The organism is Uniformispora flossi (genome assembly GCF_049534875.1).
GTDB lineage: Bacteria > Actinomycetota > Actinomycetes > Streptomycetales > Streptomycetaceae > Yinghuangia > Yinghuangia aomiensis.
Genome location: NZ_JBMULZ010000016.1, coordinates 63,103 through 87,363 on the forward strand (window position 1 = coordinate 63,103; position 24,261 = coordinate 87,363).

General features: G+C 72.9%; 22 protein-coding genes and 1 pseudogene. 14 read left to right on the top strand and 9 right to left on the bottom strand.

Annotation, left to right across the window (positions count from 1 at the left end):
• Window positions 1-2 precede the first annotated feature (2 nt).
• On the bottom strand, window positions 3-542 hold the full coding sequence (locus tag ACPA54_RS28890; protein WP_423534317.1) for a hypothetical protein: 540 nt from the start codon (window positions 540-542) through the stop codon (window positions 3-5).
• Between the two features lie 206 nt (window positions 543-748).
• Here ACPA54_RS28890 and ACPA54_RS28895 point away from each other — a divergent pair, with 206 nt between their 5' ends.
• Window positions 749-1,285, top strand: a complete 537-nt coding sequence (locus ACPA54_RS28895; protein ID WP_423534318.1) for a hypothetical protein — start codon at window positions 749-751, stop codon at window positions 1,283-1,285.
• A gap of 30 nt (window positions 1,286-1,315) precedes the next feature.
• Here ACPA54_RS28895 and ACPA54_RS28900 read toward each other — a convergent pair whose 3' ends face one another.
• Window positions 1,316-2,002 (bottom strand): hypothetical protein, encoded by a 687-nt coding sequence (locus ACPA54_RS28900; protein WP_423534319.1) that lies wholly within the window; start codon window positions 2,000-2,002, stop codon window positions 1,316-1,318.
• A 155-nt stretch (window positions 2,003-2,157) separates the two neighbouring features.
• Here ACPA54_RS28900 and ACPA54_RS28905 point away from each other — a divergent pair, with 155 nt between their 5' ends.
• From ACPA54_RS28905 to ACPA54_RS28920, 4 genes are all read left to right on the top strand, one after another.
• A complete protein-coding gene (locus ACPA54_RS28905) occupies window positions 2,158-2,304 on the top strand; it encodes a hypothetical protein (protein ID WP_423534320.1) in 147 nt (48 codons plus the stop codon).
• 35 nt (window positions 2,305-2,339) lie between these two features.
• Window positions 2,340-3,584: an S-methyl-5-thioribose kinase gene (gene mtnK / locus ACPA54_RS28910; RefSeq protein ID WP_423534321.1), complete on the top strand. Its 1,245-nt coding sequence runs from the start codon at window positions 2,340-2,342 to the stop codon at window positions 3,582-3,584.
• Between the two features lie 71 nt (window positions 3,585-3,655).
• Entirely contained in the window at window positions 3,656-4,786 is a 1,131-nt protein-coding gene (locus ACPA54_RS28915) for a PfkB family carbohydrate kinase (RefSeq protein ID WP_423534322.1), read from the top strand.
• 64 nt (window positions 4,787-4,850) lie between these two features.
• Window positions 4,851-5,783, top strand: a complete 933-nt coding sequence (locus ACPA54_RS28920) for a pseudouridine-5'-phosphate glycosidase (RefSeq protein WP_423534323.1) — start codon at window positions 4,851-4,853, stop codon at window positions 5,781-5,783.
• Between the two features lie 42 nt (window positions 5,784-5,825).
• On the opposite strand, the gene ACPA54_RS28925 is transcribed toward ACPA54_RS28920, so the two are convergent.
• The 3 genes from ACPA54_RS28925 to ACPA54_RS28935 all read right to left on the bottom strand — a co-directional run bounded on the left by ACPA54_RS28925 (window position 5,826) and on the right by ACPA54_RS28935 (window position 9,455).
• Window positions 5,826-7,565 carry a protein kinase domain-containing protein gene (locus tag ACPA54_RS28925; RefSeq protein ID WP_423534324.1) on the bottom strand — a complete coding sequence of 580 codons (1,740 nt, stop codon included), beginning with the start codon at window positions 7,563-7,565 and terminating at the stop codon, window positions 5,826-5,828.
• Between the two features lie 120 nt (window positions 7,566-7,685).
• The gene (locus ACPA54_RS28930; protein WP_423534325.1) at window positions 7,686-8,399 is read right to left on the bottom strand and encodes a hypothetical protein; all 714 of its coding nucleotides are present in this window, start codon (window positions 8,397-8,399) and stop codon (window positions 7,686-7,688) included.
• A 66-nt stretch (window positions 8,400-8,465) separates the two neighbouring features.
• Window positions 8,466-9,455 (bottom strand): intradiol ring-cleavage dioxygenase, encoded by a 990-nt coding sequence (locus tag ACPA54_RS28935; RefSeq protein ID WP_423534326.1) that lies wholly within the window; start codon window positions 9,453-9,455, stop codon window positions 8,466-8,468.
• Between the two features lie 125 nt (window positions 9,456-9,580).
• Between ACPA54_RS28935 and ACPA54_RS28940 the strand changes: the two genes are divergently transcribed.
• A complete protein-coding gene (locus tag ACPA54_RS28940) occupies window positions 9,581-10,882 on the top strand; it encodes a CaiB/BaiF CoA transferase family protein (protein ID WP_423534327.1) in 1,302 nt (433 codons plus the stop codon).
• 125 nt (window positions 10,883-11,007) lie between these two features.
• Here ACPA54_RS28940 and ACPA54_RS28945 read toward each other — a convergent pair.
• Window positions 11,008-11,118 (bottom strand): annotated as a pseudogene (locus ACPA54_RS28945) (MerR family DNA-binding transcriptional regulator); the annotation flags it as partial.
• A gap of 251 nt (window positions 11,119-11,369) precedes the next feature.
• Here ACPA54_RS28945 and ACPA54_RS28950 point away from each other — a divergent pair.
• The 4 genes from ACPA54_RS28950 to ACPA54_RS28965 all read left to right on the top strand — a co-directional run bounded on the left by ACPA54_RS28950 (window position 11,370) and on the right by ACPA54_RS28965 (window position 15,358).
• Complete coding sequence (locus ACPA54_RS28950) at window positions 11,370-12,080, top strand: TetR/AcrR family transcriptional regulator (protein WP_423534328.1); 711 nt, start codon at window positions 11,370-11,372, stop codon at window positions 12,078-12,080.
• Window positions 12,081-12,217: 137 nt separating this feature from the next.
• Window positions 12,218-12,670 carry a large conductance mechanosensitive channel protein MscL gene (locus tag ACPA54_RS28955; RefSeq protein ID WP_423534329.1) on the top strand — a complete coding sequence of 151 codons (453 nt, stop codon included), beginning with the start codon at window positions 12,218-12,220 and terminating at the stop codon, window positions 12,668-12,670.
• A 242-nt stretch (window positions 12,671-12,912) separates the two neighbouring features.
• Complete coding sequence (locus ACPA54_RS28960; protein WP_423534330.1) at window positions 12,913-14,367, top strand: aldehyde dehydrogenase family protein; 1,455 nt, start codon at window positions 12,913-12,915, stop codon at window positions 14,365-14,367.
• Window positions 14,368-14,488: 121 nt separating this feature from the next.
• Window positions 14,489-15,358: an eCIS core domain-containing protein gene (locus tag ACPA54_RS28965; RefSeq protein ID WP_423534331.1), complete on the top strand. Its 870-nt coding sequence runs from the start codon at window positions 14,489-14,491 to the stop codon at window positions 15,356-15,358.
• A gap of 125 nt (window positions 15,359-15,483) precedes the next feature.
• Here the strand turns inward: ACPA54_RS28965 and ACPA54_RS28970 are convergent, their stop codons facing one another.
• Window positions 15,484-17,010, bottom strand: coding sequence for a COG1470 family protein (locus ACPA54_RS28970; protein ID WP_423534332.1), 1,527 nt, complete (start codon window positions 17,008-17,010; stop codon window positions 15,484-15,486).
• Window positions 17,011-17,269: 259 nt separating this feature from the next.
• Here ACPA54_RS28970 and ACPA54_RS28975 point away from each other — a divergent pair, with 259 nt between their 5' ends.
• Window positions 17,270-17,893: a helix-turn-helix transcriptional regulator gene (locus ACPA54_RS28975; protein WP_423534333.1), complete on the top strand. Its 624-nt coding sequence runs from the start codon at window positions 17,270-17,272 to the stop codon at window positions 17,891-17,893.
• A 131-nt stretch (window positions 17,894-18,024) separates the two neighbouring features.
• On the opposite strand, the gene gcvH is transcribed toward ACPA54_RS28975, so the two are convergent.
• Window positions 18,025-18,420, bottom strand: a complete 396-nt coding sequence (gene gcvH, locus ACPA54_RS28980; RefSeq protein ID WP_423534334.1) for a glycine cleavage system protein GcvH — start codon at window positions 18,418-18,420, stop codon at window positions 18,025-18,027.
• Window positions 18,421-18,667: 247 nt separating this feature from the next.
• On the opposite strand from gcvH, the gene ACPA54_RS28985 reads away from it, so the two are divergent.
• Genes ACPA54_RS28985 through ACPA54_RS28995 form a run of 3 tightly spaced genes read left to right on the top strand, consistent with a single transcriptional unit; the run spans window position 18,668 to window position 23,800 of the window.
• Complete coding sequence (locus ACPA54_RS28985) at window positions 18,668-21,043, top strand: VWA domain-containing protein (protein ID WP_423534335.1); 2,376 nt, start codon at window positions 18,668-18,670, stop codon at window positions 21,041-21,043.
• A 7-nt stretch (window positions 21,044-21,050) separates the two neighbouring features.
• On the top strand, window positions 21,051-21,746 hold the full coding sequence (locus ACPA54_RS28990) for a Pvc16 family protein (protein WP_423534336.1): 696 nt from the start codon (window positions 21,051-21,053) through the stop codon (window positions 21,744-21,746).
• Window positions 21,743-23,800 carry an ATP-binding protein gene (locus tag ACPA54_RS28995; RefSeq protein WP_423534337.1) on the top strand — a complete coding sequence of 686 codons (2,058 nt, stop codon included), beginning with the start codon at window positions 21,743-21,745 and terminating at the stop codon, window positions 23,798-23,800. The genes ACPA54_RS28990 and ACPA54_RS28995 overlap by 4 nt, the downstream gene beginning before the upstream one ends.
• 115 nt (window positions 23,801-23,915) lie before the next feature.
• Here the strand turns inward: ACPA54_RS28995 and ACPA54_RS29000 are convergent, their stop codons facing one another.
• Window positions 23,916-24,248: a type II toxin-antitoxin system PemK/MazF family toxin gene (locus ACPA54_RS29000; protein WP_423534338.1), complete on the bottom strand. Its 333-nt coding sequence runs from the start codon at window positions 24,246-24,248 to the stop codon at window positions 23,916-23,918.
• Window positions 24,249-24,261: the final 13 nt, after the last annotated feature.

Below are 24,261 nucleotides of genomic sequence, written 5' to 3' on the forward strand. Positions count from 1 at the left end.
CGTCAGCGTGTCGGGGCGTTCTCGATGATCCGGGTGGCGTTTTCCGACATGACCGCATCGATTTGACTGGGATGACCCGTTCCGAAGGGCTCCGGGGTCGGCGTCGGAGCCCGGGTCCGGGCCGCTTCGACCAGCGGGCCGATGTTGCGTTGGGCCATGGCGACCTGGCAGTTCATGCCGTGGAAGTCCGTGCGGCAGGCGGGGATGTCTTTCACCAGCGGCCACCAGCGCACGAGTTCGGGGTCGTTCCCGGGCGGAACGTCCTCGGCGGGCGGCGGCGAGGCGGGCGGCGCGTCGGTGGTCGGGGCCGCGGTATCGGACGGCCCCGGAGTGGGGTTGTCCGCAGGCGGAGTGTCCGTAGCGGCGGTGAGCGCCGGGGTGATCGGCTCCGGGGCGGTCGCGACGACTGCGGCGCCGGTGGCCGCTTCGGCGGTCACCGGGTGCGACGACGACGTGCGGCTGCACGCCCCGATCGTCGCGAGTACCGCCGTCATCGCGACGGCGAACGGTATCCACACTCTGGTCCTGCCGGTCCTGGCCATGCTGCGCTCCCCCGAACAACCGGTCGTCCACAAGATCGTCGGACGGGCGTCATTGTGGGATCGGCGCCGTGGGGTGGCAAGAGAGAACCGGCTGCGACGCCGCAGGGTTGGCAAACGCTGGGTGGTTGCTTGGTGCGGCCTTGACCAAATGCGTGGGGATCAGCAAGATCGCTCACCGGTTCAGGATCCGTATCGGGGGGCGTTCCATGCCTGCGAAGAAGTGCACGAAGGTTGTCGTCGGCGGGGTTGCCGCGGCGGCCATGGTGCTGGTGTCGGGGTGTTCGTCGCCGGCCAAGGCCAAGAAGGTGCCGGACGACCTGTGTGCGGTGATGACCGCCCCGCCGCTCACCCGGCTCCTGGCCGGGGGAACGCCGCAGCACCGGGCGAAGAACGACAAGCTGACCTCGCGGGCCGACTGCGAGCTGTCGAGCGGCGCCGACGACTTCGAGGTCGACCTCGAACGGCACGGCGGCACGAAGAAGCACGGGGCGAGCTACTGGTCCCAGCGCGCCTACAAGTCCACGAAGGACTCGCACACCTGGACGTACCGCTGCTCGAACCCGCCCGCCTCGCCGCGCCTGGGCAAGGACTCGTTCGAATGCCGGTCGGACAAGCGGCTGGAGATCACCGTCCGGAAGGGCAAGGACGTGCTCTCGCTGGTCCTCACGGGTCCTCGGGCGGCGCAGCCGGACGCGATCGAGGTGCTGCGGGGGTATGCGGACCAGATCGTGAAAGCGCTGTAGGGAGGCTGATCGGCAGCCGGGTGCCGTTGGTCAACCCTCCTGCCGCACAGTGCCGTTCGTGTCCCTTGCATAGGCCTGCCGTGCCTCGGTGTTCTGTCCGTGGACCGCGTGGAAGGACGCCTCCGCCAGCAGCCGGGCGGCGGTCGCGGCGCGGGTCATCGCCTGCGCCCCGGAAGCGATGACGCACGCCGTCGCCGTGCGGAGCGCCAAGTCGACGGCGGCGGCGCGGACCGCCAGGCGTTCGGCGAGGGCCTCGGTGGGCGGTTGACCGTCCGTCAGGGCATAGGCGCGTGTGCGGAGTTCGGCCGCTCGCCGGGTAGCGTGCGCGGCCCGGGTGGTGAACGGCGGGTGGGCGCCCAGGAAGGCCGTCGTGGCGTGCAGGTTGCCGAAGAGGGCGGGGTGGGCGTTCGCGCTCTGTGTGTGGTGGTCGCGGAGCCACGGGGCCACGGGCCGGAGCGACACGATCTGCGGCGGCGCGACGCGCAACTCCGTGACGCGGACGGACACCGCGTAGGTGGCGTTCATGCTCCACAGGTCGTGGGGGCGGACCGTGCCCGCGTCGGCGAGTTCGGCGGATGAGAGCAGGGCGAACAGGATCCGCCGGTCGGGCGTCGACGCGCCGAGGAGGACCGCGTCGACCAGTCCCCAGCCGGTCAGCCACGGGATGTGACCGGACACCCGCCACCCGCCCGCGCCGTCGGGCGTCGCGGTGAGCATTGGCGGGCCCGGGCGGGCGAGGTGGGAGACCGCGTGCCCGCACAGGACCCGGCCGGTGCGCAGGGGCGTGAGCCGGCTTTCGCGCGGGTCCGCGGCATGCCGCGGCGTGGCACGTATGGCGGACCGGGCGTTCCCCCGAGCAGGTTGCCCCGCGCATGCGGGCGCCGGTGCCCGGGGAAGCCGTGTACGTCGTCAGCGACTGCTGGACCGGCGACCCCGGCTCGATCCCCGGCGTTCTCCGCTGCGCGGAGGACGTCCTGCGCGACCACCTGGGCCTGCCGGAACCGCCGTGGCTCGGGTAGCCCGGTAGCCCCACATTCCACCGACGAGGAGGACCATGACCGACCCCGCCGCCCCGACCGACCCCACCGCGCTGCTGGGGCACCTCGCCGGGCATCCCGCGCTGGCCGACCGGCTCGGGGGCGACCCGGCACGCTGGTCGGTCCGGGAAATCGGCGACGGCAACGTCAATTTCGTGTACGTCGTCCGCGGCCCGAACGGCGCCGTCTGTGTGAAGCAGGCTCCGCCGTACGTGCGCGTCGCGGGCCCGAGCTGGGCCCTGACCCCGCGCCGCGTCCTTTTCGAGCACCGAGCCGTCGTGGAACACAGGTCCCACGCACCCGAGTTCGTCCCGAGGCCGTGGTACGTCGACGCCGAATCCCACCTGCTCGCCGTCGATTTCCTCGAAGGACACACCGTCATGCGCGGCGAGCTGGTCGACGGAGCCCTCCACCCGCACTTCGCCGCGCAGGCCGCGCGCTATTTGGCGGACACCCTCTTCGGTACCTCCGACCTCGCGCTGACCGCAGCTCGCAAGCGCGAGCTGACCGCGTTCTTCGAGACCAACACCGCCATGTGCCAGATCATGGAGGACATGGTCTTCACGGAGATCTACCTGCCGCACCCGCGGAACCGGTGGACCAGCCCGGAACTCGACGATGACGTACGGCGGTTGCGTGACGACACCGAGCTGAAGCTGGCCGTCTCCCGCCTGAAGTCCCGCTATCTGTCGTCGCGGGACGCGCTGCTGCACGGCGATCTGCACACCGGGTCGATCATGGTCTCGGCCGACGGAATCGCGGTGATCGACCAGGAGTTCGCGTGCTACGGGCCGATGGGGTTCGACATCGGCACGCTGCTGGCGCACCTGCTCATCGGCTACTTCGCCGCGGGCGCGCACGGGCCGGAGCGGACGGTGCAGCGCGCGTGGCTGCTGGTGGCGGTCGAGGAGGTGTGGGAGGGCTTCCGCGCCCGGTTCGCGGAGCTGTGGCGGACGCGGGCGGCCGGGGACGCCTACCCGGCGGCGCTCTTCGACGGCGCGGATCTGGAACCGGAACGGCAGCGCTACCTCGACGCACTGTTCACCGAGTCCCTGGGCTTCTGCGGCGCCGAGATCCTCCGCCGCGTGATCGGCTTCGCCCGCCCGGACGACTTCACCACGCTGAAGGACCCGGCAACCCGCGCGGCCGCGGAACGCCGCGCGCTGGCCCTGGCGAGGTCTTTGGTGACGGAGCCGGGGCGCTATCGGACCGCGGCGGAGGTGACGGAGGCGGCGCGGGGAGGCGTGAGGGGTGAGACGTGAGGCGTGAGGGGTGAGGCGTGAGCGCTTCAGTCGTTTGCATACATATCTAAAGGAGCTTTATTCTTCTAAGCATGGCCCTGACCGACCGAGAGCGCGAGATCGTCGACCTGCTGCGGGTCGATCCCCTCCTCACGCCTGCCGAGATCGCCGACCGCCTGGGCACCACGCGGGCGGCGGTCAACGTGCATCTGTCGCATCTCACCCGCAAGGGCGTGCTCCGGGGCCGCGGCTACATCCTCAGCGAGGAGCCGTCCGCCGTGGTGATCGGCGGCGCGAACCTCGACATCAAGGCGCGCAGCGCCGCCCCCGCGATCCTCGCCACCAGCAATCCGGGCTCGGGCTCGATGGCGGCCGGCGGGGTGGGCCGCAACATCGCGGAGAACCTCGCCCGGCTCGGCACCCCCACGTACCTGGTCGCCGCGGTCGGCAACGACGCGATGGGGGAGCGGCTGCTCGCCGACACGTCCGCGGCGGGGGTCCGGCTCGACCACGTGCACCGCAGCGGGCATCCGACCGGCACCTACACCGCCGTCCTCGATGCCACCGGCGAACTCGTGCTCGCCGTCGCCGACATGACCGCCACCAGCAACCTCATGCCGGAACACCTCGGCCCGCTCCGCGAACTCCTCGCGCACGCCGGGCTCCTCGTGGTCGACGGCAACCTTTCCGCGCCGACCGCCTCGCACGCCCTCGACCTCGCGCTCGCCGCGGGCGTACCCGCCCTCTTCGAGCCGGTGAGCGTGCCGAAGGCCGCGGTGCTGGCTCCGCTGATCGCCGCGGACCGCCCGCTGTTCGCCGTCACCCCGAACCGCGAGGAACTCACCGCGCTGACCGGTCTGCCCAGCGGCACCGACACGGAACTCCTGGCCGCCGCGGCGAGTCTGCACGAGCGCGGCGTGGCGCACGTGTGGGTCCGCCTCGGCTCCCGCGGCAGCCTGCTGAGCAGCGTGGACGACGAACCCGCCTTCGTCCCGGCGCTGTCCGCGGCCGTCGAGGACGTCACCGGCGCGGGCGACGCGATGCTCGCCGCCTTCGCGCACGCGCTGCTGGCCGGGCATGCCCCGCGGCAGGCCGTCGACCACGGCACCGCGGCCGCCGCGCTGACCATCGAAAGCGCGCACACCGTCCGCCCCGACCTGTCGCCGCGCCTGCTCGCCCAAGCCCTCGCCGAGCGCACCGACCGCCGGCCGACCCCGGCCTAGACCCGCGACTCCGCGACTCGGCGACTCCCCACCTCCGACCCCGCCACGAGCACCAGGAGCACCAGTGACCCGCACCCCGCACCCCGACCTCGTCCTCACCGAGGAAGTCCGGGACGCCCTCGCGGCCGGCCGGCCGGTCGTCGCGCTGGAGAGCACGATCATCAGCCACGGCATGCCGTACCCGCAGAACGTCGCGATGGCCACCGAGGTCGAGGACATCATCCGCGCCCACGGCGCGGTCCCCGCGACCATCGCGGTGCTCGGCGGCCGGGCCCGCATCGGGCTCACCCCGGACGACCTGGAACTCCTCGCCACCGCGCCGGACGTGGCCAAGGCCAGCGTGCGCGACCTGCCGTACGTGATGGCCCGCGGCGCGCACGGCGCCACCACCGTCGCCGCCACCATGCGCCTCGCCGCGCTCGCCGGGATCCGGGTCTTCGTCACCGGCGGCCTGGGCGGTGTGCACCGCGGCGCCCCGCAGAGCTTCGACATCAGCGCCGACCTCGTCGAACTCGCGCAGACCGACGTGGCCGTGGTCAGCGCCGGCGTGAAGAGCATTCTCGACATCGGCCTGACGCTCGAACACCTGGAGACCGGCGGGGTCCCGGTGATCGCCTACGGCACCGACGAGTTCCCGGCGTTCTTCTCCCGCAGCAGCGGCTTCGCGGCGCCGATGCGGGCCGACTCCGCCGAGGAGATCGCCGCCATGATGCGCGTCAAGTGGGACCTCGGCATCGCGGGCGGCCTGAACATCGCCAACCCGATCCCCGAGGCCGACGAGATCCCGGTCGCCGAGATGGACGTCGTCATCGACCAGGCCCTCGCCGACATGCGTGCGCTCGGCATCACGGGCAAAGAGACCACGCCCTACCTGCTCGGCCGGATCGTGGAGATCTCCGGTGGCGCAAGCCTCAAGGCCAACATCGCGCTGGTGAAGAACAATGCGCGGCTGGGTGCCGCGATCGCCCTCGCCTACGCGGCCGACCCGGCCCGCTGACGGGTCGGCCGTGCGGGGGCGGACCGGGGCGGACGGGGTCGGCTAGCCGGACTTCTTGTCCAGCGGCCCGGTCGGGTTGCCGGTGTTGGGATCGACGGCGGTGAACAGGAGCTTGCCGTCCGGGCGGAGCGACAGCGTGATGTCGCCGCCGCTCGTGCAGAACGGGTTGGTCGCGTTGCCGCTGCCCTGGACGTCGGTCAGCTTCACCGCGTTTCCGTCGACGCCGGTGAGCTTCATGCTGCCCTTGCACTCGATCCCGAACGCGCTCATGGTGCTGGAGGCCACGACGTCGCCGTACTTGCCGGCGCTCACCGTGATGGTGACCTGTTCCTTGAGGACGCCGTCCCGCGTCGTCGCGGTGCCTGTCCAGGTGCCGACGAGGGCGGGCGGGAGGCTGCCTTGCCCGGTCGGCAGGCCTGGCGGAGCCGTGGAAGGCGGGGGCGACGGCGTACCGTTCCCCCCGCCGGTGACCGGCGTGACGGTGGCCGTGGCCGGAGCGGTGGGGGTCGGCGTCGACGCCCCGGACCCGCCGTCGTCGGTGCTGTTGTCGCCGGTGGCGAAGTAGATCCCGGCGGCGATACCGCCGATCACGAGCACGGTGACGTACGGGACCAGCCGCTGCCACTTCGGTTTGTCGCCCGGCTCGCCCTCGCCCGGCGGGTGCTGCGGCGGTTCCCCGAACGGCCGGGCGTCGTACGGCCCCGGCCCCGCGGCCGGCGGTGATCCGGTCTCCCGCCCCTGCGTCGGCAGCGCCTCCGGCCCCGGTGCGGTGACCTTGTCCCGCGCCCAGTCGGGCACGGCGTCCGCGGGCCCGGAAGGCTCGGCGGGTTCCGGTGCGCCGACATAGGCGGCGTCCGTCTCTGCCGCGTCGCCCGGATCCTCCGCGTCGTGCTCCAGTTCCAGCAGCGCCACCGCGCGGCGGCTGACGTCGTTGGCCACCTCCGGAGGCAGCCACGCCGCGGCGAGCAGCGCGTCGATGTCCCCGTCCGGGACGGCCGCGCGCCGGACTTCGCCGGGCGTCGGACGGTCGGCCGGGTCCTTGGCCAGGCAGGCCGCGACGATCGGACGCAGCGCTTCGGGGACGTCGTCGAGCTGGGGCTCCTGAGCGAGGAGACGGAACAGCAGGGCCTGCGCGTTGCCGTCGCCGAAGGGGCCGGTGCCGGTCGCGGCGTACGCGAGCACCGCGCCGAGCGCGAAGACGTCCGTGGCCGGGCCGATCGGTTCGCCGCGGACTTGTTCGGGGGAGAGGAAGCCCGGCGAGCCGAGGATCGTGTCCGTGCCGGTCAGTACGGTGGCGTCCATGGCGCGCGAGATGCCGAAGTCGATCACGCGCGGGCCGTCCGGCGACACCATCACGTTCGACGGCTTCAGGTCCCGGTGCACGACGCCCGCTTCGTGGATCGCGGTGAGCGCCGCGGCGAGACCGCCGGCGAGGACCCGCACCGCGGGCTCGGGCAGGGGACCGCGCGTGGCGACCGTCTCGTGCAGGGAGACGCCGGGGACATAGCCGGTCGCCAGCCACGGCCGCTCGCCCTCGGTGTCGGCGTCCAGGACCGGCGCCGTCCACACCCCGGCGACCCGCCGCGCGGACTCGACCTCGCGGCGGAACCGGCTGCGGAAGCCCGGATCGTGGGCGTAGCCCGGGTGCACCACCTTGAGCGCGACGGTGCGTCCGGTACGGCTGCGGCCCACGTAGACGCGTCCCATGCCGCCCGAACCGAGCAGGGCCAGCACGCGGTAGGTGCCGAGCCGACGCGGATCGTCGGCCCCGAGAGACCTCATGTTCCTCCTCACCCGGGTGGTGCCCGGCCTTGCCCCGCCTCGACCCTACGGTGTGGCGCGGGGCGGGAGGCCAGGGAAAACCCTCGGATGACCGCGCCCGCGCCGCGGCCGAACGCCCGTTCAGCCGCGCCGGAACCAGCGCCGCTTGGCGTCGGCGTCGGCGTCGGCGTCGGCGTCGGCGTCGGCGTCGGCGTTGGCGTCCACGGCCGGGGCCGCCGGGCCGCCGGTCTGCGCCGGGACGAACGGCGCCGTGGACCGGAACGTTTCCGCAACGCGGACCGCGACGGCCTGCCGGGCGAGCACGGCCCGGACCCGGGTGAGCGGGTGGTCGGGGAACCGGGCGTCCCACTCGGGGGCGTCGGCCGCGCTGTAGGGGAGGGGGAGTTGCGCGTCGGGCGCGTAAGGGTGCGGGAGGAACACCTTGTCGGGGGCGCCCAGGGAGTTGAACACCAAGGCCTCACGTAGACCGGTCATGCCCTCCTCGGCGGCCTGCACCTTGACGACCACGCTGCGGTCGGCGCGGGGGAGGGTGAACGAGCCGATGAACACGAGCCCGTGGTCGCGGCCCGGGATCCGGGTCTTCAGCACCTGCCGTATCGCCGGAAGCCCGTCGACGGCGACCACGTCGATCTCGATGGCCGCGACGCCCTGCCCGGCCGCGTCCAGCGTGTTGAGACGACGCAGCGAGGCAAGGTCGTCCAGGGCCGCGGGCACGTCCGGGACCAGGCCGAACTCGTGGACGCTGAGCACGCTGCCGGCGTCGTCCGTCCAGAAGTCCGGCCGGTCCGGGACCGGGGTGAAGCCGGCGAGGTCGAGTGCGGTGAGGAAGTGCATCGGTCGATCATGGCGTGCCGCGGCGACGGGTTCCAGGGCGGAAGCGGCCGGACCCGGCCGCGCGCGCTATCCGGCCGGAGGCTGTGCGCCTTCCGGCGGTTGCCCGCCCTGCGGGGGTCGTCCGGTGGGCGGTTGACCGGTCGGCGGTTGTCCGCCCCCGGGCGGTTGTCCGCCGGGTGCCCCGCCGCCCGATGCGCCGCCCGGAGCCTGCCCGCCGCCGCCGTCCGTCTGGTTCGCCGACGGGTCGATGCCGAGGGTGAGCGTGCCGACGTACCCGGCCGCGGGATTGGCGGAGTCGACCGCCGTGACCGTCATCAGGCCGTCCTTCGTGCCGCCGCCCGTGTAGACCATGTCGCCCGCCAGCTTGGTCGGCGTGCCGGTGTGCCGGGTGTACGGGGCGAGCTTGTAGACCGCCTCGCCGATCGCGTCGTCGAAGAACAACTGCCCGGTGAAGTTCGTCTTGCCGCCTTGGTAGGTGCCGTCGGCCTGCTGGCCGCCGGTGTGCACCTTCACGTGGATGTGCGTGACGCGCGGCGTGTACCAGCCCGGCACGATCGTGGTGAACTCGACGACTCCGTCCGCACCCGCGATCTGGTAGCCGCGCAGATACGTCTTGTCGTTCGCGCCGCCGGTGTCCTCGCTCTCCGCCGGCGCGTTCCCGCCCGGGCTCGCCGTGGTGTAGCCCGAGTAGTACCCCCACGCGTCGCAGTGCCAGATCTCCACGGCGGCGCCCGCCACCGGATTGCACGAGGCCGTCGTGTCCTGCACGGTCAGGCGCACGGTGAGCGGCACCCCGGCCTTCCCTTCCCGGATGTCGCGTCTGACCAGCGCTTTGTCCAGGTAGTACGGGCCCTGCGTGACGTTCGTGGACAGCACGCACTGCGTCGTCCCGGCGGAACCGCCCGCGGACACGCTCGCGCTCGGCTGCGCACCGCCCGCCGCGCCGTCCTTCCCGCCCCCGGAGGAGTCGCTGCAGGCGGTCAGGGCCAGTCCGGTCGCCGCCGCGCCCGCCCCGAGGGCCAGGAAACGCCGCCGGTTCATGTCGTGTTCGGTCATGGCGCCAGCATCCCGGCCGCGGATGAGAAGGCGGTGAGAACCGTATGAGGAACACGACATCGCGATCACTATGCGATTGTCCTGGGCAGGATGACCACCGGAGTTCGGCGGACGACGGGAGTGCCATGAGCGGCTGGGGCAACGCGGAGAGTGCGGCGTACCGCGAGGCGGCGTACACCGAGGTGGAGGGCGACGGCGGTCCGCGCGGGTTCGGGAGGCCGCTGGACGGCGTGCGGGTCCTGGCCGTCGAGCAGATGCAGGCATTGCCGTACGCGACCCAGATGCTGGCGCGGCTCGGCGCCGAGGTGATCAAGGTCGAGGCGAGGGACGGCGGGGACTCCGGCCGCGGCTCGCTGCCGTCGATGGCCGATCCGGACGGCCGTCCGGTGGGCGCCACGTTCCTGCGCAACAACTTCGGCAAGCGCAGCATCGCCGTCGACCTGAAGAACCCGGAGGGGCTGGCGGTCGTCCACGCGCTGGCGGCCAAGGCCGACGTGGTGTGCGAGAACTTCAAGGCGGGCGTCGCGCGGCGCCTCGGTCTCGGGTTCGAGGACATCGCGGCGATCAACCCGCGCGCGGTGTACCTGTCGGTGTCCGGGTTCGGCAACACCCGGGAGACGCCGTACGCGACCTGGCCCGCCTACGCGCCGGTCGTCGAAGGCATGGCCGGCCTGTACGAGTTCAAGCGCCCGCCCGGCGTGCCCCCAATCGTGTCGCCGCTCGGCGGCCTCGGCGACACCGGTTCCGCGCTGTTCGCGGTCATCGGCGTCCTGGCCGCGCTGCGGCACCGTGAGGCGACCGGGCGTGGCCAGTACGTCGACATCGCCATGTACGACGCGATGATCGCGCTCAACGACACCGGCATCGGCTACTGGTCGATGGGGCTCGAACACGGCGGCCTCGCCCCGCTGATCAACGACGCCTTCATGGCGCGCGACGGTTACGTGATCGTGCAGTGCGGCCGCCCGCACATGTTCGAGGCGCTCGCCCGCCTCGTCGGCCGCACCGAGTGGCTCGACGATCCGCGCCTGGCGGGCCCGCAGGACTGGTTCGACCACCTCGACGACCTCATCCGCCCCGGCATCGAGGCGTGGGCCGCCGACAAGACCCGCCGCGAGGCGTGCGCCGCCCTCACCGCCGCGGGCATCGCCTCCGGGCCGGTCAACACGCCCGCCGACGTCATCGCCGACCCGCACGTCAAAAGCCGCGACATGCTCGTCGCCATGGACCGCACCGACGACGTCCCCGGCCCGGTCCTGACCCCCGGAAACCCGGTCAAACTGTCCCTCGCCGAAGAACAGCCGGAGACCCGCGTCCCGTGGCTGGGCGAACACACGGACGAGGTCCTCCGCGACGAACTCGGCCTGAGCGACGCGGAGATCGCCCACCTGCGGGAGGCGGGGGCGGTGGGGGCGGCGGGTTCGTGACGGGTGGCTCGACCGGCCGGCCATCGACCGGCGTCGGTGTCACAGCCGGCCCTCGGCTCCCGCGATGCGCGCCGTGTCCGTGCGGAATCTGCGGCAAACGGGCGGTCGGTGGCGTCCTACCGCAGGTACCCGGCGTCGCTGCGGCCGCTCGGGGAGAGCAGTCCGGCTCGGTCGTCATGATGCAGCGTCCGCACCGTCACCTCGGCGAACGCCGCAACCTGCCCCACGGAGTACATGCCGTGCCCTTTCGTCGGGCCCAGCTTCGGGCCTGACGCAGGGTGAGGGGCAAACCGGCGGCCCGGTGTCCACTCCGGGGCCGCCGCAGCGGTCACTCCGCCGCGTGGACGAGCCTTCCGCCGACGTACGTCCGCGCCACGCGGGTCGCGGCGATCTCGTCGGCCGGGCCCGTGTACGGGTCGCGGTCCAGGACGTTGACATAAGTCGGGCGGCGGCCGGGGAGGCCTCCGGGTGCCGTAAGGTCGCGGGTATGGCGGAGCGTGTGGTTTCCGAGCCGCAGCGGCGGCGCCGACGGCCGACCCGGAAGGGGGCGGTGCTGTCGCACGCGCTGATCGTGGAGACGGCGCTGGCGCTGGTGGACGAGCACGGTGCGGATGCCCTGTCGGTCCGGCGCCTCGGCGCCGCGCTCGGCGCGGACCCGACCTCGATCTACCGGTACTTCCGCAACACCGACGACCTCCTGCTCGCGGTCGCCGACGAACTCCTCGGCCACGCCCAGGAAGGCTGGGCGGAGACCGGCGACTGGCGCGCCGATGTACGGGACCTCTCCCTGCGCCTGCACGCCGCCTACGCCAAACACCCGCGGGCGGCCACGCTCGCCGGGCACCGCACCACCGGCCGCGCCCACGAGATCCAGGCCGTCGAGACCCTGCTGCGCCTGCTCCGTGCGGCGGGCTTCCCGGACGACGATGCCGTGCGGTACTACCACGCCCTGGCCGACCAGACCCTCGCCTTCGCCGTCCAGCACGCCGCGGCGCTGAGCCTCCCGCCGGACGCCCTGGCCGCGGACCGCGAGGTCTGGCAGGGCACCTACGCGAAACTCGCCCCGGAAACCCACCCGAACATCGCCGCCACCATGCCGCTGCTCGACGCGGAAATGCAGCACGGGGCCTTCCCCTTCGCGCTCGACCTGCTCCTGGACGCGATCGCGGCACGGCTTCCGGCCGCCGCGAGCGACTGACGGGGCGCCCGCGGCCGGGTTCCGCCGGTCGGGGGATTGCCCGGGTACTTTCGGCGAGTTGAACCGATTATCGGGATATCAACTGGCAATCTGAGCCCGAAAAGTCGTATTAATTCGGGCTTAGGTGGGTGGCGATTGTGCTCAAAAGTTTCAAAGGCTTCCTCATGCGGGGCGACATCGTCACGGTTGCCGTTGCCCTGATCATCGCGCTGGCGTTCAGCACCCTGATCAAGGCCTTCACGGACTTCGTGATCAACCCGATCGTCACCCGGTTCCAGGGCGGTTCGTCGGTCGGACTGGGCTGGCAGCTCGGCAAGTCCGGCAACGTGGCGACCTACCTGAACATCGGCCAGTTCATCTCGGCGGTCATCTACTTCATCATCTTCATGGCGGTCGTGTTCTTCCTGATCGTGCTGCCGTACAAGTCGTACCAGCAGCGGCGCGGCGTGAGCGTGTTCAAGGAGGACGGCCCGGAGAAGACCTGCCCCGCGTGCCTGTCCGAGGACCTGCCGAAGGCCGCGAGCAAGTGCAAGTACTGCGGCACCGACCAGCCGTCGCCGGGCGCCGCCACGGCGGGCGCCTCGATGTAGCCAGGCGGGGCCGGTCGGGGCCGGTCGGGGCCGGTCTGGGCCGGTGTCTGGGCCGGTCAGGGCCGGTCGCAGTCGGTCGCGGATGGTCGTGATCCGTCGCGGTCGGTCGCGGCCGCAGGGCCGTGGGGGCCCGGGTGGGAACGGCGGGTGCTCTCTCTCACAGTTGGTGCTTGATTCGATCAACCTCAAGGGATTGGGTTTAGCCTCCGCAGGACGCCGTACTACCTGACAGGGGTTAATCCGTGCACCTGAGCCTCGACGCCCTCGAAACCACCGGCCTGCTCGTCGACGGCGCGTGGCGGTCCGGCGGGCTCGGCCGGTTCGACGACGTGTCGCCGGGCACCGGGGCCGCGTTCGCGACCGTGCCGGACGGCGACACCGCGGACATGGCGGCCGCCGTCGAGGCCGCCCGCCGCGCGTTCGACGCCGGGCCGTGGCCGCGCATGTCGGGCGCCGAGCGATCCGCGTGCCTGACGCAGCTGGCCGAGGCGCTCAAGCGGCACGAGCCGTTCTTCGACCACCTCGCCCGGGTCGAGTGGGGCGTCGCCAACGACCGGCCCGGCCAGGTCATGGCGGCCGCGATGATCACCGCAGGGGCGGCGCAGCTCGCGCTCGTGCCCGCCGAGGAAGAGCTGGCCGCGCCCGGCGCGTCCGGCACCCTCGTGCACGAACCGCACGGCGTCGTCGCGGCCATCACCCCGTGGAACTACCCGCACACCCTCAACCTCACGAAGGTCGCGTCGGCCATCGCCGCGGGCAACACGCTCGTCCTCAAGCCGTCGCCGCTCAGCCCGCTGGCCGCGGTGGCGCTCGCGTGGATCGTGGCGAACGAGACCGATATCCCGGCGGGCGTGGTCAACATCGTGCCGACCACGTCTCTGGAAGCCGCCCAGGCGCTGACCGCCGACCGGCGTGTCGACATGATCTCGTTCACCGGCAGCACCGCCGTCGGCAAGACCATCGCCGCGGACGCGGCGGGCACCCTCAAGCGGCTGGTCCTCGAACTCGGCGGCAAGTCCGCGGCGATCCACCTGGGCGACCTGGACGACGCCGCGTACGACACGCTCGCCGCCCGCGCGCTCTTCGACGGCTGCCTGCGCCACGCCGGGCAGGCCTGCCTGCTGCAGAGCCGCCTGCTCGTCCCCGCGGACCGCGAACAGGACATCGTGGCGCGCCTGGTGGCGGCCGCCGAGAAGGTCCGCGTGGGCGACCCGCTCGACGACACGAGCGACATGGGCCCCTTGATCAGCCCCGCGCAGACCGACCGCGTCCTCGCCGACATCGCCGACGCGGTGGCCGACGGCGCCACCGTCGCCTACGGCGGCACCCGCGTGGAAGGGCCGGGTACGGGCAACTACCTGGCGCCGACGATCCTCACCGGCGTCGCCAACGACATGCGGATCGCGCAGGACGAGGTCTTCGGACCGGTCCTCGCGGTCATCCCCTACCGCGACGAAGAAGAAGCCGTCGCGCTCGCGAACGACTCGCGGTTCGGCCTGGTCGGCTCGGTGTGGGGTGCGGACACCGACCGCGCGGCCGGGGTCGCCAAGCGGCTGCGCGCCGGGCAGGTCACGGTGAACGGCGCCCGCGCGCTCGGCCCGTTCGGCGGGTTCAAGGAATCCGGCATCGGCCGGGAGCAGGGCCTGGAAGGCCTGCGCGAGTACACCGAGACGAAGACGGTCAGCCGGCCTGCGTGATCCGGTGCCCTTGCGGGCAAGCCGCGGTGTCCGGGAGCAGGGCACCGCGGGATGGACGGCGGGGCGGCACGCGCGGAGGGTCGTGGGGAGGGCGGTTCGCCGAGGGGCCCCGGAGGTGTCCATGCGCGCGCACGACCACGACCACGACCACGACGAGGACCGGACGGGAACCCGCGCCGGCCCGGAACACGACCACGAGCACGCCGCCCTGGTGTACCGCGCGGCAGCGCTCGGCCGACCGGACGTGGTCGGGCGCGCGGGCCTGAGCAGCCTGCAGCGGGCCGCGGGCAACGGCGCCGTGCGGGCGATGCTGGCCGACGACGAGAAGGAGCGCGCGCCCGCGGCACAGCGGGCCGCCGCGGAACCCGCGCCCCGGTCGCGCGTGCACGAGGTCGTCGGGTCGGGCGGCGGCGCGCCGATGGACGGGGACACCCGCGCCGACATGGAAGCCCGGCTCGGCGCCGACTTCGGGGACGTGCGCATCCACACGGACGGGCGGGCCCACGAATCGGCCACCGAGGTCGGCGCGCACGCCTATACCGTCGGCAGCGACGTGGTGTTCCAGCGCGGCATGTACGACCCGGCCTCGCACGACGGCAAGACGATGCTCGCGCACGAACTCACCCACGTCGTTCAGCAGCGCAGCGGACCCGTGGAGGGCACGCAGACCGCGGGCGGCATCCGCGTGAGCGACCCGTCGGACCGGTTCGAGCGGGAGGCGGTGGCCAACGCGGACCGGGTGATGTCCCTCCCGGCCCCGACCGCGCCCACGCCGGACGTCGGAACGGGCGCAACGAGCGTGGCCGCCGCACCCGCGGGACCGTCGGCACCGGTGCAGCGGGCCGTCGACGAAGGCGCCGAGGGGGCCGCGACCGCGGCGGCGGTGCAGCGCGAAGAAGACGAGGACGAGGAACCGGCGGACGTACAGGGGGCGTTCGTTCAGCGGGCGGAGGACAAGTCGGACGAGGAAGAGGACGAGCCTGCGGAGTGACAAGCCGCGCCAGGATCCGATCCGGTGCCCGAGTCGGCGGAGCGACGAGCCGCGTAGGCAACCGGCCCGGTCCCGAGGCGGTCTCGCCTCGGGACCCGGATCGGGCTCCGCGCTGCCTCGCGCCGCTACGCCCCCGGCTTCAATATCCCGCCCAGCAGCAGCGATTCCACACACCCCGACGGCGCCGGGGCCGCCACCGGGCGGCCGACCTGGGCGCAGTTCACCGTCATGGTCAGCGACGCGCCGCCGGGCACCACGACCGGGGTGACGAAGTGGTAGTCCTGGTCGCGGAAGTTCTCCAGCGCCAGGCTCAGAATCGGCTTGTCCTGGTTGGCGATGACCAGCGTGCCCGCGTCGCCTTGCGGGTTCTGCACGACCAGGTCGGTGAGTTCGAAAGCCTGTCCGGCCGGCACCTCGTACGCCGACGAACTGCTGTCCCCGCCTGCGGCATCCGTGACTTCGAGACGCGCGCTCGTGGGCTTGGCGCTCGCCGCACCGCCGGGCGCCCCGCCGCCGGGCTGCCCCGGATCGCCGTCCGGGTTCCGGCCGGGCTGTCCGCCGCTCTGGCCGGGGCGCGGGCTGCCGCCGCCGGAGCCGCCTGAGCCGCCGCCGTTCAACTGCCCGCCGTTGGCACCGCCGTTGGCGCCCGGGGACGGTGTCGCGCCCTTGCCTTCCGGGTTCTGCGCCTTCTCCTGCGCGGCGTTGACCACATCGGGGGTGACCGCGTCGCGCGCGGCTGAGCGCACCGTCGGGCGGAGCACGCCGAACCACAGGCCGACCAGCAGGCCGGCGACGACGACCAGGGCGATCAGGGCGCGCGGCGTCCACCGGGGCAGCAGCGCGCGCTGCTCGAACGTCCCGTCCAGCAGCACGGTCACCGGCGCCGGAGTATGCGGTGCCTCGCCGGACGGCGAGGGCGGCGGGGGCGGCGAGGCGGGCGGCGAGGCGGGGGCCGAGGCGGGCGGCGGGGGCGCCGGGGCAGCGGCGGGCTCGCCGGGCTTGGCGCCGTCCGTGGCGCCCGGTGCCGTCGTGGGAGCGGCGGCCGCCGCCATCGCCGTCGACACCGCGATCTGGAACGGGTGCGTCCGCGGCGGCCCGAACCACACCAGCTTCGTCGGCCGCATGCCGACGTCCGCGAACTCCGCGCGCCCCGGCGGAATGGCGAACTCGGCCTTGGCGAACCGCGGCACGGCACCCCGGCCGCCCGGCTGCGCGACCAGCTTCGCGGTGACCGGTGTGTTGCCGCGGTTGTCGACCGCGACGCGGTGCTTGCCCTTTCGGGCGGACTGCGATGACCGCGGGAGCAGTTCCGCGGTGATCTCGGTGAACGGCAGGACGGTCACGGTGCCCTCGGGGACGACCGCGGTGTCCGGGTTGTTCGTCGGCACGACTCGGATCCCGTACGGCGCTTCGCCGGCGGCCGTGCCCGGGTCGCGCGGCGGCCGCAGCCGCACCGTGACGGTCTCCGCCGTCTCCGGGTACAGCGACACGCGGTCCGGTTCGACCGTCGTCCACGCCGCGCACGGGCCGACCACCTCGAAGCGGTATTCCTCGACGGTGCTGCCGGAGTTGCGGATCTGCAGGGGGACGTCGGCCGCGCCGCCCGGCTCGACGGAGACCTCCGGCGTGTCCAGGGTTGCCGTAGCACTCATGAACCGCACCGTAGGGGCGGGCGGGTGCCCCTGGCAGGAGTGCGCGAGGAACACTTTCGGGCACCGGGGATGCCCGTCGAGTCCCCGCCGTTGAGCGCTTGTTGACCGCTCGTGGACCGCTTTTCGGCATACTGCGAGTCCGGAATCCGGGCAGCGGGCACCGCTCCCCGGATTCCGACGGCTGCCCGCACGGGCGAGCCGACCGGGGGCGGTGGGGAGAGGACGGGAAGACGGACGGGAAGACCACGGGGAGGAAGCGGTGGAACGCATCACGGTCGGACTGCGGGCGCAGGATCCGGTCCTGGAGGCGGGACTGGCCAGCCAGGTCCGGGCCAGACCGGAACTGTCCCTGCACAAAGGGGAAGAGGAAGAGTCCGCGGTGGTCATCGTGGTCGTGGTCGACCACGTCGACGACAACGCGCTGCGGGAACTGCGGAACGTCAAACGCACCACGTCCTCCCGCGTCGTGCTGGTCGCCTCGCACCTGGACGACCAGCACCTGGTCAGCGCCGCGGAATGCGGCGTCGCGGGCATCATCCGCCGCACCGACGCCACCCCGGAACGCCTCACCAACGTGATCCGCGCGGTCGCCCGCGGCGAAGGCAGCGTCCCCGCGGACCTGCTCGGCCGGCTGCTGGAACAGGTCGGCCGCTTGCAAGGCCAAGTCCTCGGACCGCTCGGCCTCAACGTCAACGGCCTCGCGGAACGCGAAATCGAGGTGCTACGCCTGATTGCGGAGGGCTACGAGACCGCCGACATCGCCACCAAGCTGTCGTACTCGGAACGCACCATCAAGAACGTGCTGCACGGGATCATCTCCCGCCTGCACTTGCGCAACCGGGCTCATGCGGTGGCATATGCGCTGCGGCAGGGGCTGATCTGACGCCGGACTCGTGACCGGACGCGGACCCCTACCGGCCGCCCGTCCGCGGTTCGACGCCGGCCTTCCGGCAGACGGCCGCGGCATGGGCGGCCGGCACGGCCGACAAAGGGCAACGCGAAGGACACGTCGCCCTAGTCCGCCGCCTCTTCCTTCAGGTAGTCGGCGTACGCGGCGGCGTCGAGCAGGCCGTCCGGGCTCGCCGGTCCGTCGGTGCGGAGCCGGATCAGCCAGCCGTCGCCGTAGGGGTCGTCGTTGACCTGCTCGGGGCTTTCGTTCAAGAACTCGTTCACCTCGACGACCTCGCCCTTCAAGGGCACGTAGATCTCCGACACGGCCTTCACCGACTCCACGCTGCCGAACGGCTGGCCGGCCTCGAAACGGTCGCCCACGTTGGGGACCTCGACGAAGACCACATCGCCGAGCTGGCGCTGGGCGAAATCCGTCAGGCCGATCAGGATCCGGTCGCCCTCGATGAGGACCCATTCGTGGTCCCTGCTGTACAGGCGATCGCTCGGGATGTTCGCCATGCCGGCCTCCGGGGCTGGGTTTTCGCACGTGATGGTTGGGCGACGGCAAGCCTGCTACACGCGGGACCAGGCGTGAAAGCGGTTCCACTCGGACGAGTGAACGGTATGGGGAGCCGGGGACCGTCGGGCCGGAATTGCCCCTGCGGACCATGCGCCGTTCCCTCCGCACTGTCCGGGTCCACGCTGCGCGCCGGCCGCCCGCGCCGGGAAGCTGGTGGGGTCGGGTACCGAACGCGGAGGGGGCGCTGTGCGGCGGCGACGTGTCTGGCCCGGGGGACCGCTGTCGTACCACCATTTCCCCGGCCGGGCCTTCCGCGCCGATGCCGTGGCCGTCGTGCTCGTGCTCGTCTCGATCTGCGGGACCGCGCTGAGCGTCAGCCTGACCGTGGGCGTGGGCCCCGGCGGCTCGCCCGGCGGGTGGCCGGGCCCCGGGTCGCCGTGGCCGACCACGACGGGCGCGTCGGGGACGACGCCGGGAAGCACCGCGACCGGTGGACCCGGCGGACCCGGCACGAGCGGTCCCGGATCCGGCACGCCGACGACGCCCCGGCCCACCGGCACCGGCCTCGGCACTCCGACCACCATTCCGCAGACCACCATCCCGCCGACCACCGCGCTCCCGACCACCACCGCCCCCACGTCCGGCAGTCCGACCGCCACCGGCACCTCCACGCAGCAGCCCGACCCCCCGGCCCCCGCCGTCATCCCCCATGCCGTCGATCTCCCCCTGAAGCCCGGCACGTCCACGGTCGTCGACAAGAGGGTCCGCACCCCCGCCATCCCGCCGCGCCCCGACATCGTGCTGCTCGTCGACGGCACCGCCAGCATGCAGCCGTCCATTGACGACGTGCGCAAGGACATCGGCACCATCACCGGCAAAGTACGGGCGAGCCAGCCCGATTCGCGGTTCGCCGTGGCCACGTTCGGGGACCAGGAGGTCGACAAGGAGCGGGTGTTCCAGCTCTTCCAGCCGCTCACCTACGACCTGGACGCGGTCGAGCGCGGCGTGGGCAAGCTCGACGCGACGCGCGGGAATTACAGCAAAGGCCCGTCCGAGGACTGGATCAACGCCGTCTGGCAGATCGCCCAGGGGGCCGGCGGCGGCACGCAGTTCCGGGCCGGGTCCAGCCCCATCGTGGTCCTGGTCGGCGACGCGTCGAGCCACGACCCGAGCAAGAGCCACTCGCTCGCCGACGCCATCCGGGCGGCCAAGCAGCGCGGGATCCGGGTCATCGCGGTCGACGTGGCCACCGACATCGGCGACGGCCTCAACGGCAACGGCGACAACGGCAAGGGCTACAAGGACGATCCCCTGCACGACCCGAACCAGGCGACCACGCTGGTGAACGCCACCAACGGCAAGCTGTTCCGCGGCATCGACCCCGCGAAGGTCGCCGACACGATCGCCGACGGCCTCGCCAACCTGCCCACCACCGTGGGCTACCGGCTCGTGGACTGCCCGCCGTCGGTTTCGGTGTCCCTCGCCCCGCCCACCCGCACGGTGACCAGCGGGCAGGACGCCACGTTCAAGGAGACCGTCGCCGTCGACGGGAATGCCCCGCAAGGCACCGAACTGACGTGCACCGTGCAGTTCGTGATCGGCGCCGAGACCCCCGAGCAGCAGGTGGTCGGGCCGGGCGACGACGGCGAGCCGCGGCTGCGGCAGAGCATCACCATCCCCGTCGCGGACGTCACCCCGCCGGTCGTCACCGTCGACAACCGGCGCGCGGTGGCCGGGTGGGACCAGCCGGGCGCACGCATCGACTACACCGCCACGGCAGTGGACGCGATCGGCGGCCCGTTGCCGGTGACCTGCGCCCCGCCGTCCGGCACGGTCTTCCCGGTCGGGACGACGACCGTCGTCTGCGCCGCCGCGGACGCCTCGGGCAACACCGGCCGCGCCACGGCCACCTTCACCGTCACCCGGGCCCCGGAACCGCCCGCGCCACCGCCTCCGCCGTCCGCCGACGTCACCGTGGCGGTCGCGGTCGCCCCGACGCCCGGCTACACCGGGACGCCGGTCACCGTGCGGTACACCGTGACCAACGCCGGTCCCGACACCGCCACCGGCATCGTCGTCTCCGGCGACGCGCCCCCGGCGGCGGCGCCCGGCACGCTCGACGCCCGCCCGCAGTCGGCGTGCACCCGGCAGAACCCGTGCTCGCTGGCCGCCGGCGGGCGCCTCGAAGTCGTCCAGGACCTCGTCTACACCGGCCCGGTGCGGAACGGCACGCTGCGCGGCGGCGTCGCCGCCGGGCAGCCGGATCCGAACCCCGCCGACAACACCGCGACAGCGCCGGTCACCGTGCTGCAACCGCAGCTCACCGTGTCGCCCGCGGTCGCGTCCACCGGGCAGGTCGTGCAGGTGCACGGCACGGACTTCCCGCCTGGCACGACGCTGACGTTCGCGTGGGACGCCGGCATCACCGCCACGGCCGCGCCGACCGTGGTGCCGGCCGGCGGCGGCTTCGACGCGCAGGTGCTGATCCTGCGCAAGGACCGGGTCGGGCCGCGCAACCTCGTGGTCGGGCAGTCGGGTTCGCCGTCCGCGCAGGTGCCGGTGCTCGTGGTGCCGCGCAACGACCAGCCGCCGGGGCTGGGCGCGGCCCCGGCGGCGGGGTGAGCCGCGCGTGATCCACGAAGTCGACGACGCACTCCGGGCGTTGCTGCGCGCCGAGGCGTTGGACCGGACCTCGGTGTCGGTGGTGTTCGACGCGCCCACGCGCGATTGGGCGGCGAAGGTCAACGCGCCGACGGTCAACTTGTACCTGTACGACATCCGCGAGGACATGCGGCGCCGCGAACGCGGGCTCTACAACGAGTACGACGAGCAGGGGATCGTGGTCGCGCGCCGCCGGCCGCCACGGTACTTCAAGCTGTCGTACCTGCTGACCGCGTGGACTCGCCGACCCGAGGACGAACACCGGCTGCTGTCCGAGCTGTTGGCCTGCATGCTGCGCTACGAGGCGCTGCCCAAGGAGCGGATCGCCGGGACGCTCGCCGAACTCGGCGTGCCCGTACCGCTGTCCATCGCACTGCCGCCGCCCGAGGACCGCTCGTTCGCTGACGTGTGGAGCGCGCTCGGCGGGGAACTCAAGCCGTCCCTGGACGTGGTGGTGAGTGTCCCGGTGACCGCCTCGCCGGTGTACGCCGCCGGACCGCCCGCCGGGGAAGGCATGCAGGTGTCCCTGGACGGCTTCGCCCCGCCGCCGCGCCCGGCCCCCGGCAGCCCCGAGGAGAAGCCCGTCTACGGCCGCACCGACCGCGAGCGCGCCCGCCGGGCCATGACCCGGCGCTCCGGCGGCGCGCCGAAGGGGAAGACATGACGGACCCCGGCGACGCCACAGGCCTCCGGCACTTGCTCGCTCGCGTCGTCCTCGTCGAGGAACGGGTACGCCGCGAGGTCGAGCGCCGCCAAGCCGACGACCCTGATCCCGACGACGCCTTCCGCGGCCTCTACCTCAGCGACGACGCCGTCGCCCGCCTCCTCGCCACCCGCCGCTCGCCCGAACCCCCGGCCCCGGACGCGGCCGACCGCCTCGCCGCGGTGGAAGCGGAGGCACCCGCGTCCTCCCGTCTGCTCCGCCTCGCCCGGGACTTCGGCCTGACCCCCCTCGACGTCGAGATCCTGTTGATCACTCTGATCCCGGACCTCGACGAACGCTTCGAGTCCTTCTACGGCTACCTCAACGACGACGTCACCCGCCGCCGCCCCTCCATCGGCCTCGCCCTCGCCCTCTGCGGCGTCTCCCCGGCCGACGCCGGAGCCCGGGCGCGCCTCAACGCCCACGCACCGCTTCGCGCGCACCGCCTCGTCACCGTCGAAGACCCCGAACGCCCTTTTCTCACCCGGGCCTTGCGCGTCCCCGACCGGGTCACCTCGCACCTGCTCGGCGACGACGCCCCCGACCCGCGGCTGACCGGACTGCTCACCGACTGGGCGGGCCCCGGGGCGGTCGGCGACCCGGCGCCGCTCGCCCGCGTGTTCGCCTCCGGCGTCGGTCTCGCCTACCTGCGCGAGGAACAGGGCGGCGCGGGCACGGCGTTGGCCCTTCAAGCGCTGGCCGCGGCCGGCTACGGCGCACTCTGCCTCGACCTCGACGCCCTTGCCCGCGACCCGCACCACCACGACGTGGTGGATGCCGCGGTACGCGAAGCCCGACTCACCCACGCGGGACTGGTCTGCGCACCCCTCGACGTCGTCGCCCGGGAGCACACCGCGGTCGTCCGGAACCTGACCGCCGCCCCGGACCTCCCCATCGCCCTGGTCGGCCGCCTGCCCTGGGACGCCTCGTGGTCGGCCCGCCCCCCGCTGCACCTCGCCGCCCCGCGCGTCGCCCCCGGGGGCCGCGCGGACCTGTGGCACCACGCCTACCCGGGCCCCGCGCCGGTCGACGTCGACATCGAGGCAGCCCTGGCACCGTTCCTGCTGACCCCCGCGCAGGTCGCCGCGGCCGCGCACGCCGCCGCCCAGCAGTCCGTCCTCGACACCGGACCGCTCACTCTCGCGCACATCCGGCACGGCGCCCGCGCGCAGAACGCCGCCGGACTCGACCGGCTCGCGCGGCGGATCACCCCCGAGGTGGGCTGGGACGACCTCGTCCTCCCACGCGGCACCAAAGACCGGCTCCGCGAACTGACCGCCCGCGCCCGGCACCGCGACCGCGTCCTCGGCGACTGGAGCATGCGCCCGGGCGGCGGCCGGGGCCGCGGCGTCGCCGCGCTGTTCGCGGGCGACTCCGGCACCGGCAAGACCATGTCCGCCGAGGTCATCGCCGCGGACCTGGGCCTCGACCTCTACACGGTCGACCTGGCCACCGTCGTCGACAAGTACGTCGGCGAGACCGAGAAGAACCTCGAACGCATCTTCTCCGAAGCCGCCGGCGTCAACGGCGTCCTGCTCTTCGACGAAGCCGACGCCATTTTCGGCAAACGCTCCGAGGTCAAGGACGCCCACGACCGCTACGCCAACGTGGAAAGCGCCTACCTCCTGCAACGCATGGAGTCCTTCGACGGGCTGGCCATCCTCGCCACCAACCTGCGCGCCAACCTCGACGACGCCTTCACCCGCCGCCTCGACCTCGTCGTCGACTTCCCCGTGCCCGACGAGCACGACCGCCGCCGGCTGTGGGACCGCTGCCTCGGCGGCTCCCTCCCGCGCGCGGCCGACCTCGACCTCGACTTCTGCGCCAAGTCCTTCGAACTCGCCGGCGGCAACATCCGCGCCATCGCCGTCACCGCCGCCTACTTCGCAGCCGACGCCGGCACCCCGGTCACCATGCCCCACCTGATCCACGCCATCCAACGCGAGTACCAGAAACTGGGCAGACTCACCTTGCCCCACGAATTCGGGCCGTACATGGACCTCTTGACGGCCTAGTACTCCAGCTGTAGATCGTGATCCTGCGAGTGGAGGCGCCGCCGATATGGCGCGGCCACCGTTGACCATCTCGACAAGACCGGCCGTGCCATCGGCGGTGTCCGTCCCTCTCGGCCTACTTGAGCCCACCGAGACGAAGGGCCTCCTCGATCTCGCCGAGCTTCGCGGACGGCAGCACGCCCGCCTGCCCGAGCAGGTCCTCCCTGGCCAGGGTGACCAGCCACGTGCAAGGGATGAGGCCGGGACGTGGAAGTGCGACTCTAAGGACGCCTTCGAGAGGCAGTCCTTCGGGGGCACCTACTGCCACCTCAACGGCCACGCCGCTGATATCGGTGCCTGCGGGAGCGACGACCTGCATCGCCAAGAAACCGGACGCCTCTTCTCCCGACAGCAGTACGACTGCCGTCTGCTCGTCGAAATCTGCCCACCAGACTTCGCCACGTCGCATATGTCCTCCTGAC

Excerpts from the sequence above, each read along its gene's own strand:
- ACPA54_RS28915 (WP_423534322.1), top strand. The coding sequence starts at position 3,656 with ATGGCCCTGACCGACCGAGAGCGCGAGATCGTCGACCTGCTGCGGGTC.
- mtnK (WP_423534321.1), top strand. The coding sequence starts at position 2,340 with ATGACCGACCCCGCCGCCCCGACCGACCCCACCGCGCTGCTGGGGCAC.
- ACPA54_RS28935 (WP_423534326.1), bottom strand. The coding sequence starts at position 9,455 with ATGACCGAACACGACATGAACCGGCGGCGTTTCCTGGCCCTCGGGGCG.
- ACPA54_RS28900 (WP_423534319.1), bottom strand. The coding sequence starts at position 2,002 with ATGCTCACCGCGACGCCCGACGGCGCGGGCGGGTGGCGGGTGTCCGGT.
- ACPA54_RS28905 (WP_423534320.1), top strand. The coding sequence starts at position 2,158 with ATGCGGGCGCCGGTGCCCGGGGAAGCCGTGTACGTCGTCAGCGACTGC.
- ACPA54_RS28970 (WP_423534332.1), bottom strand. The coding sequence starts at position 17,010 with ATGAGTGCTACGGCAACCCTGGACACGCCGGAGGTCTCCGTCGAGCCG.
- ACPA54_RS28895 (WP_423534318.1), top strand. The coding sequence starts at position 749 with ATGCCTGCGAAGAAGTGCACGAAGGTTGTCGTCGGCGGGGTTGCCGCG.
- ACPA54_RS28930 (WP_423534325.1), bottom strand. The coding sequence starts at position 8,399 with ATGCACTTCCTCACCGCACTCGACCTCGCCGGCTTCACCCCGGTCCCG.
- gcvH (WP_423534334.1), bottom strand. The coding sequence starts at position 18,420 with ATGGCGAACATCCCGAGCGATCGCCTGTACAGCAGGGACCACGAATGG.
- ACPA54_RS28940 (WP_423534327.1), top strand. The coding sequence starts at position 9,581 with ATGAGCGGCTGGGGCAACGCGGAGAGTGCGGCGTACCGCGAGGCGGCG.
- ACPA54_RS28995 (WP_423534337.1), top strand. The coding sequence starts at position 21,743 with ATGACGGACCCCGGCGACGCCACAGGCCTCCGGCACTTGCTCGCTCGC.
- ACPA54_RS29000 (WP_423534338.1), bottom strand. The coding sequence starts at position 24,248 with ATGCGACGTGGCGAAGTCTGGTGGGCAGATTTCGACGAGCAGACGGCA.
- ACPA54_RS28890 (WP_423534317.1), bottom strand. The coding sequence starts at position 542 with ATGGCCAGGACCGGCAGGACCAGAGTGTGGATACCGTTCGCCGTCGCG.
- ACPA54_RS28925 (WP_423534324.1), bottom strand. The coding sequence starts at position 7,565 with ATGAGGTCTCTCGGGGCCGACGATCCGCGTCGGCTCGGCACCTACCGC.
- ACPA54_RS28950 (WP_423534328.1), top strand. The coding sequence starts at position 11,370 with ATGGCGGAGCGTGTGGTTTCCGAGCCGCAGCGGCGGCGCCGACGGCCG.
- ACPA54_RS28965 (WP_423534331.1), top strand. The coding sequence starts at position 14,489 with ATGCGCGCGCACGACCACGACCACGACCACGACGAGGACCGGACGGGA.